Below are 8,076 nucleotides of genomic sequence, written 5' to 3' on the forward strand. Positions count from 1 at the left end.
CGGGTCCATCCCGAGGCCGAGGAAGCCGAGCGCGGCGACGCCGATCACGACGCTGCCGACGTTGAGCGACGCCAACACGACGAGCGACGACAGCGCGTTCGGCGCCACGTGTCTGCGGATGACGCCGCGGTCGGCGCGCGCGACCGCCCTCGCCGCCAGCACGTAGTCGCGTTCCGCGATCGACAACACCTCACCCCGGACGAGCCGGGCGTAGCCGGCCCACCCGAAGAGGCTGAACGCGAGCACCAGCTGCCAGTACCCCCCGCCGAGGGTGGCGACGACGACGAGCGCCAACACGAGGCCGGGGAACGCGAAGACCACGTCGACGACCCGCATCATGACCTCGTCGACCGCTCCGCCGTAGTACCCCGACACCGCCCCGTACGCCAGCCCGAACGTCGCCGTCAGTCCGACGACCACGAACCCGATCGAGATGCTGTAGCGCCCGCCGACGAGGACCCGCGAGAACAGGTCGCGTCCCGCCCCGTCGACGCCCATCGGGAACCGCACGGAGGGCGGGTCGTACGGGCTCACGCTCGGGTCCACGGAGAGGTAGAGGATCGTCGACGGGTCGTAGGGCGCGAGCGCGAACGGCTGGACCACCACGCCGCCGACCGCGATCGGGCGGGCGAGAAGCGAGACGAGCGCCATCGCGACGACGACCGCCAGGGCGACCATCGCCGAGCGGTTCCGCCGGAACCGCCGGAGCCCGCGTCGCCACCGCCCGGCCGTCGCGCCCCTTCCCGTCACGCGTCCGCGGTTCGCGCGGTCGCCGGCCGCCTCCCGGCTCCCGTCGTTCGCGCCCTCCGCCCCGCGACCCTCGGCGAGCGGGTCGCGGTCGCGGACGCGGTCCGCGTCGAACCCGACGACCCGGATCCGGCCCCGTTCGGCGGTCGGGCGACGCGTCCGGTCCTGCTCCGGGTCGGTCCCCCGGTCGTCGTCCTCAGTCATACCTGATCCTCGGGTCGAGCAGGGCGTACAGGACGTCCGCGAGGAAGTTCGCGACGACGACGGCGACGGCGGTCACGAGCGTGATCGCCATCACGACGTCGGTCTCCCGCCGATCGATCGCTTGAACGAGCTCCGAGCCGAGTCCGGGCCAGTTGAACACGCTCTCGACGACGACCGAGCCGGCGACGATGCCGGCCGTCAGCGTGGCCGCGAGCGTGACGACGGAGACGAGCGAGTTCCGCAGGACGTGTTTGAACACGACCGTGCGCTCCGGCAGTCCCCGCGCTCGCGCGGCGGTGACGTACTCCGCGTTCAGCTCCTCGGCCATCGACGTCCGCATCACGCGGGTGAGGCTCGCGGCCGCCGCGGTCCCGACCGTCACCCCCGGCAACAGGAGGTACCGGAGCGTCTCCGGGTGATACAGCGGCAGCCGCGAGGGGGGCAACACCGGGAACAGCCCGAGGTACAGCGAGAAGACGAGGATCAACAGCAGGCCGAGCCAGAAGTTCGGGATCGAGACGCCCGACAGCGCCAGCACGCGGCTCGCGACGTCGCCGAGTTCCCCCTCGTTCACCGCCGCGTAGATCCCCGTCGGGACCGCGATCGCGACCGCGAAGAGCCAGCCGAAGAGGCCCAGGGCGATCGTCTCGGGGAGCCGCCGCCACACGATGCCCGAGACCGCCCGCCCCGTCCGGACCTCCCGGCCGAGGTCGCCGACGAGGACGTCCGAGAGCCACGCGAGGTACTGCCGCCAGACGGGTCCGGAGAGCCCCCACCGCTCGCGGAGCCGCGCCTCCTCGGCCGCGCTCACGTCCGGGTTCAACGCGACCACCTGCGAGACCGGATCGCCGGGCGTCAGGTGGAACAGCCCGAAGGTGACCGCCGACACGCCGACCAGCACCGGGAGGACGGAGAGGGCGCGCCGGAGGACGAACCGTCTGAGACTCATCTGGCGGGCACCGTCGTCACGACGACTCGTCGTACTCGGCGGCCAACTCCTCGAGCAGCGCCTCCGCGCGCTCGACGTCGTACTCGTTCAGCGGCTTCAACGCCGCCGCGAGCGCGTCGTAGTCGGCCGTCCCCGCACCCCGTGCGATCCGGGGGATGGGCGTCCAGGCGGGCTCCGCCCAGCCGTTCAACACGTTGTCGACGATCCGCTGCCGGGGGATCAGGTGGTTGACCGCCTCCCGGAGCCGGGGGTCGTCCCACGGTTCGACGTTCACCGGATACTGGAGGTAGTCGTATCCCCCCGCCTCGACGGCGTGGACGAGGAAGTCGTCGGCGTCGTCGAAGTCCGCGAGCGTCCCGCTCGCGACGTCGTAGGTGAGGTCCACCTCGCCGTTCCGGAGCGCGCCCGTCCGCGTCGCGTCGTCGGGGACGACCTCCACCTCGACGGCGTCGATGGCGGGACCGTCCGGGAAGGCGTCCGGGCCGTCGAACCACGCGAACGCCTCCGCGACCCCCCGCGATCCCACCCAGTAGTCGTCGAACCGCGAGACCGCGAGGTACTCCTCGTCGACGAACTCGTCGAACTCGTAGGGGCCCGTCCCGACCGGCGTGACGCCCTCTCGCGGGTCGATGGCGCCCTTCTCGACGGCGGCGATCTGGGCCGCGCTGAGGACGTATATCCCCGGCAGCTCGCGTTCCGCCTCCGCGTCGGGGACCTGCGCGTACACGTCGACGACGTACTCGTCGGCCGCGACGGCGGCGAGCACGGAGTCGAACGTCTGGGGGGCGCTCGTCGAGTTCTCGTAGTACTCGTAGCTCGCGACGACGTCCGCGGCGGTCAGCTCGCTCCCGTCGTGGAACTCGACGCCCTCGTGGAGCTCGTAGCGGAACCACATCCCGTACGTTCCGTCGGCGGCCGCCTCGCGGGCGTCCGCGGGAAGCAGGACGCGGACCTCGTCGTCGGTCGCGGGGTCGTCCGCCGGGTGGCGGACGATCACCTGCTCGTCGACGTCGACCGCGCCCGCCGCCGTGGTCCCCGCGGTTCGCATGTACGGCTCGTAGGCCGTGCGATCGACGTCCCGGACGTCGCGAAGCTCGTAGCGCTCGGCGAGCCACGGGTAGACGTTGCCCTCGGCGTCGTTGACGACGAGCCCCTCGAAGAGAAGGTTCTGGAGCATCGTCGACGTCGTGTCGCTGCTGTGGGGCGGGTCGAACGAGTTCGGGTTCGTCGAGACCGCCCCCGTCAGCGTCCCGCCCTCGACGAGGTCTCCGAGGTCCGCGTCGCCGGGCGGGTTCTCCCGGTCGATCCAGGCGACCTGCTCGTCGTGGGGGGCGTACAGGGCGTAGCCGAACAACCCCTCCTGGAACGGCCACAGCCCGAAGCCGTGGACGGCCGCGCCGGTGACGGCGGTCTCCACGCCGAAGTGGGTGAAGGAGGTGTACCGCTCCTCGGCGAGGGTTCGCCAGATCTCGTCGTACGTCTCCGCGCGGAGCTCCCGGTCCTCGACGACCTCGATCCCGTACCGGGCGGAGTCGAGCAGCTCGTCCAGCTCGGGGTCGGAGATGCCGGTCAGGTTACAGCACGCCCCGACGTTCGCCGAGTTGTGGATCACGTTACAGAAGCTGTGCGGATTGAACGTCCCGGAGAGGCCGATCGCGGGGAGGTAGCCGTTCTCCTGGTACGCCGGGTTGATCACCCGGTCGAGGTACGCGTTCCACTCGTAGGTCTCCACCTCCGTCTCGAAGTAGCCGGTCCGCTGGAGCGACTCCGCGATGAGCTCGACCATCCGGATCCGCTCGTCCGTCCCGCCGGTCTCGAGACGGACCTGGAGGGGGAACGGCCCGCCGTCGTCCGTATCGGCGTCGGACGACTCCGAGGGGTCGGTGGCTCCCCGTCCACCGCACCCGGCGAACCCGGCGGTCCCCGCGGCCCCGATCGTCGCGAGGAGGTTTCGCCGGTCGAGACGCCGACCCCGGTCGGCGTCTTCGTGTCGATTTGCCATGCCGTGAAAAATTCTCCCGCCGGTATAATATGTTACGGAGGGAGGTCCGGCCGCGACCGCCGCGGTCGACGGCGCGAGGGCGGCTCAGACGTTGTCGGCGATGTAGCGGTCGATCCGCGTCACCAGCTCGGGTCGGAAGGTCCAGAACCCGTCCCAGACGTTCGACTCGTCCTCGAGCGCGACGAGCGCGGCGTGATCGCCGGGGCCGGTCGCGACGTCGCCGGGTCGTCCGCCGGGGCCGGTCACGACGTCGCCGTCTCGTCCCCCGTGTGCGGTCGCGACGTCGTCGGCTTCCGAGGGCGTGAACACCACGAACCACGACCGTCGATAGGGGTACGACGAGCCCGTGTGAACCGTCACCGGCAGCGTCTCCGCGGGGTTCGCGTCGGCCACGCCGTAGACGTGGACGTCGACGCCGTTTCGCGCGACCGTCTCGTACACCTCGTAGGTACCCCGCTCGTCGCGGAGCCGCGAGAGGCGCTGGAACGACGCCCGGAGGGTTCCGCCGCTCGTCTCGTTCGCGATCCGCTCTATCACCCGCGAGATGACGATCAGGAGCAGCTTCTCCTTGTTGGACTCGGGATATCCCTTGACTCTGAACGGCACCTCGTCGAGCCCGCGGAGCACGGCCGGGAGCTCGACCTCGCCGAGGTCGATCGCGCCCGTCCGGTAGAGGTCGGAGTTGATGAGCAGCACGGACTCCAACAGGTCGTCGAGCGTCGACCGTGCGAGCACCTCGCCGTCCTCGACCAGCGCGACCACGTCGGCGTCGGCGTCGCCGTCGGGGGCCGCCTCGTCGCGTATCGACACGGGCTGTCCCTCGAGCAGCGAGTCGAGCAGCCCTCTGACCGGATCCGGCGACGACCGGTTGAGCACGACGAGGGACCGATCCGGGGCCTCGATGTCGTCGAAGAACGCGCGCAGCGAGTCCGGACCCGTCATGAATCTCTCCCGTTTCGATCCGACGGGCCCTCGCGTATAGTGTTTGTCCACGGGCGGAACACGGCGGGTCGACCGCCGGGAGGCCGGAGGGTCCCGGTCGGTTCGTCGTCGCTCGTCGGCCGCGTCGGATCGCGATACGACCGCCGGAGCGGGAGATCGGAGCGTCGCCGGATCCGGGGATCGCGCGAACGCGCGTCCACGAACGACGCCCGAGAACAGAGCCTAGGCCGGGATTTGAACCCGGGGTCTCGTCCTTACCAAGGACGCGCTTTACCGCTAAGCTACCCAGGCGCGCAATACGTCGTTGACCGGAACCGACTTTAGGGGTTTCGATCCACACCGTCGGTGTCATCGGGTCCGCGTCTAGCGGTCCGTCGCGCTCACGGCGCGGTCGGAGATGTCGGCGATGCGGTCGGCGGCCGTCTCGGGCAGCGCGCGTCCCGGCGGCGGGAACTCCCGGTCGCAGTCGGCGGCGAGCTCGCGGGCGTACTCGAGCAGCTCCGCCGGCGGGTCGCCGCCGACCGCGGTCGTGCCCGCGACGACCGCGAGCTCGAGCGCGTCCACCTCGAGGTTTCGGTCGAGCGCCGTCGCCTCGCCGGGGTCGATCCCCTCCGCCTCGCGTCGCGTCTGGTCGCGGCCGAACGCGCGCACGACCTCGACGGCCGCGGCCGCCGCCCCGGTGTGCGCGAGAAGCGAGAAGCCGCGGGAGACGAGCACGTCCGCGGCCAGCACGTCCATGTCGGCGTCGATGTCGGTCTCGTGGGTGGCGGCGGTCGCCCACGGCTCCTCGTGGGCGAGCCAGCGGGTGAGCCGAAGCCCCTCGTAGATGAGTTGGACGCCGGCCGCCCGGTCGACGACCGCCTCGAGGTCGACCTCGGGGTCGAGCGCACGGGCGGTGACGAGCGAGAGGACACCGGGGGTTACCGCGGCGTCGGCGAGCCGGTCGTCAAGGGTCTGACGGAGGCGTTCGGGCTCGACGTTCGCGAGCGCCTCGCGTGCGGCGTCACGCGCCCGCGCGACATCGTCCATTACCGATTCCTTCGGCAGGCAAGGGCAAAGACCTTTGGAAACCGCCCACGCGACGGCGACGATCGGGGCCGCGGCCCGCCGGGTCGGCGACCTCCGGTCGCCCGCCCTTCGCCCGACCGAGCCGTAACCGGACGGCCGGGGACCGGCTCGCCGTCGCGATGTGACAGATTTAAATATTCGACCCGACCATCTCCAGTTGCGAAGCACGCACCGGTAGTGTAGTGGTATCACGCAACCTTGCCATGGTTGCAACCCGAGTTCAAATCTCGGCCGGTGCATCTTCTCGCTGCGCTCGAAGATCCACCGGCCTGACTCCCGCTCGTTTCACTCGCGGGAGTCTCGGCCGGTGCTTTCCGTGAACGTAACGATCTCGCTGATTACGTGATCGAACGACCTCTGCGGTCGATCACGGAATCGATCTCACGCTCGCGCCCGCGCCGCTTCGGCGGCGGATCTTTCCGGAAAACGGACGGCTTAACCGTGAGAGTACACTCCGATCGGGTATATGGTCGAGCTTCTTCTCGTCGTCGGTCTGGCGGTCACGGTGTTCGTCGGATACAACGTCGGCGGCTCGACGACCGGGCCGGCGTTCGGACCGGCCGTCGGCGCCGGCGTCCTCTCGAAGGTCGGCGCCGCGGCGCTCATGTCGGTGTTCTTCTTCATCGGCGCGGGGACCCTCGGCCGGCGCGTCGTCGACACGCTGGGGCGGGAGCTCGTCACGCGCGGCGACGTGTTCACCCTCGAGACGAGCATCGTCGTGTTGTTCTTCATCGGCGGCGCGCTGTTCGTCGGCAACTACTACGGCGTTCCGGCGTCGACGTCGATGACGGCGGTCGGCGCGATAGCCGGACTCGGCGTCGCGACCGGTAGCCTCGACTGGAGCGTGATGGGCGAGATCGCGGTCTGGTGGATCGTCGCGCCGATCATCGGCTTCTGGGTCTCCGGCGTCATCGGCCGCTACTTCTACCCGCGGATCAACCAGTGGGTGGCGGTCGAGAGCACCGACGGGGCGCTCCTCGACGTCGACCGCGAGGGAACGGTCCCGCGACCGACCCTCGGGCCGAACACGACGCGTCGGGAGGTCGGCGGCGCGGTCGTCGTCGTCGCCATCGGCTGTCTGATGGCCTTCTCGTCCGGCACCTCGAACATCGCGAACGCGATCGCGCCGCTCGTCGGCGCGGGCGTCGTCGACATGAACCCCATGATCCTGCTCGGAAGCGCCGCGGTCGCGGTCGGCGCGTTCACCATCGCGCGGCGCACCCTCGACACCCTCGGCAACGACATCACCGACCTCCCGCTCACCGCGGCGATCGTCGTCGCCGTCGTCTCCTCGGGGATCGTCGTCGGCCTCTCGGCGATCGGGATCCCCGCCTCGTTCGTCATCATCGCGACCATGTCGATCGTCGGGCTCGGCTGGGGCCGCGCGACCCGCACGGTCACGGTCGGCGAGGGGATCCGCGGCGGCGGGGAGACGAACGTCTCCGTCGGCGCGCTGAAGGCGGACGATCCCGGCGACGAGCCGGAGCAGATCGGCGAGGAGGACCCCGCCGACATCCCGTCGGCGGCGGACCTGTTCAACCCGTCGACGACCGCCCGGATCGTTCTCCTCCAGAACGTCGTCCCGCTGCTCTCGACGCTCGGCGCGCTCGTCGCGTTCGGGGTGCTGTTCCGGCTGGTCTGGTGAGCCGAGGGGCCGGTCGCGCGACGTCGGCCGCCCTCACCGACCGAACCGTCGCTGTCTGTCCTGGAAGTCGAGGACGGCCCGCAGGTAGTCCCGCCGTCTGAAGTCCCGCCAGTTCACGTCGGTGAAGTAGAGCTCGGCGTACACCGACTGCCAGATGGCGAAGTCGGAGAGCCGCTCCGCGCCGGTCTTGATCACCAGGTCGGGTTCCGTCGGGAACACCAGCCGGTCCGTGACCGCCGCCTCGTCGATCTCCGCCGGGCGCAGCTCGCCGGCGTCGACGTCGGCCGCGATGTCGCGGACGGCGGCGGCGAACTCGGCTTTCCCGCCGAGGCCGACGTTCACGCGGATCGGGGCGTCCGCCGACTCGGTGTCGTCCGGGCCACGGATCGACGTCGGCCGCGGCGCGTCCAGGTCCCGGAACTCCCGGACGAGCGAGGAGACCACCGCCTCGTCGAGCATGGAGACGGAGACGGTGACCCGTTCCGCCCCGTAGTCGAACGCCCAGCCCAGCGCCGCGGC

General features: G+C 70.8%; 7 protein-coding genes and 2 tRNA genes. 2 read left to right on the plus strand and 7 right to left on the minus strand.

What is annotated here, in order from left to right:
- The 6 genes from DJ70_RS02690 to DJ70_RS02715 form a co-directional block, all read right to left on the minus strand.
- Positions 1-951: ABC transporter permease (locus DJ70_RS02690; RefSeq protein WP_094529895.1), on the minus strand; the 951-nt coding region annotated here is incomplete at its 3' end.
- A complete protein-coding gene (locus DJ70_RS02695; RefSeq protein WP_094529897.1) occupies positions 944-1,900 on the minus strand; it encodes an ABC transporter permease in 957 nt (318 codons plus the stop codon). The genes DJ70_RS02690 and DJ70_RS02695, both read right to left, overlap by 8 nt.
- A 16-nt stretch (positions 1,901-1,916) precedes the next feature.
- A complete protein-coding gene (locus tag DJ70_RS02700; protein ID WP_094529906.1) occupies positions 1,917-3,686 on the minus strand; it encodes an ABC transporter substrate-binding protein in 1,770 nt (589 codons plus the stop codon).
- 300 nt (positions 3,687-3,986) lie between these two features.
- A complete protein-coding gene (locus tag DJ70_RS02705; protein ID WP_094529899.1) occupies positions 3,987-4,844 on the minus strand; it encodes a DICT sensory domain-containing protein in 858 nt (285 codons plus the stop codon).
- A 219-nt stretch (positions 4,845-5,063) separates the two neighbouring features.
- Positions 5,064-5,135, minus strand: a tRNA-Thr gene (locus tag DJ70_RS02710).
- Between the two features lie 72 nt (positions 5,136-5,207).
- Positions 5,208-5,873 carry a DUF7114 family protein gene (locus tag DJ70_RS02715; RefSeq protein WP_094529901.1) on the minus strand — a complete coding sequence of 222 codons (666 nt, stop codon included), beginning with the start codon at positions 5,871-5,873 and terminating at the stop codon, positions 5,208-5,210.
- Between the two features lie 207 nt (positions 5,874-6,080).
- Here DJ70_RS02715 and DJ70_RS02720 point away from each other — a divergent pair.
- Positions 6,081-6,151, plus strand: a tRNA-Gly gene (locus DJ70_RS02720).
- A gap of 227 nt (positions 6,152-6,378) precedes the next feature.
- Entirely contained in the window at positions 6,379-7,557 is a 1,179-nt protein-coding gene (locus DJ70_RS02725) for an inorganic phosphate transporter (protein WP_094529903.1), read from the plus strand.
- A gap of 33 nt (positions 7,558-7,590) precedes the next feature.
- Here the strand turns inward: DJ70_RS02725 and DJ70_RS02730 are convergent.
- On the minus strand, positions 7,591-8,076 hold a 486-nt coding region (locus tag DJ70_RS02730; RefSeq protein WP_094529904.1), incomplete at its 5' end, for an undecaprenyl diphosphate synthase family protein.

The sequence above is a fragment of the Halorubrum halodurans genome (assembly GCF_002252985.1).
Lineage (GTDB): Archaea > Halobacteriota > Halobacteria > Halobacteriales > Haloferacaceae > Halorubrum > Halorubrum halodurans.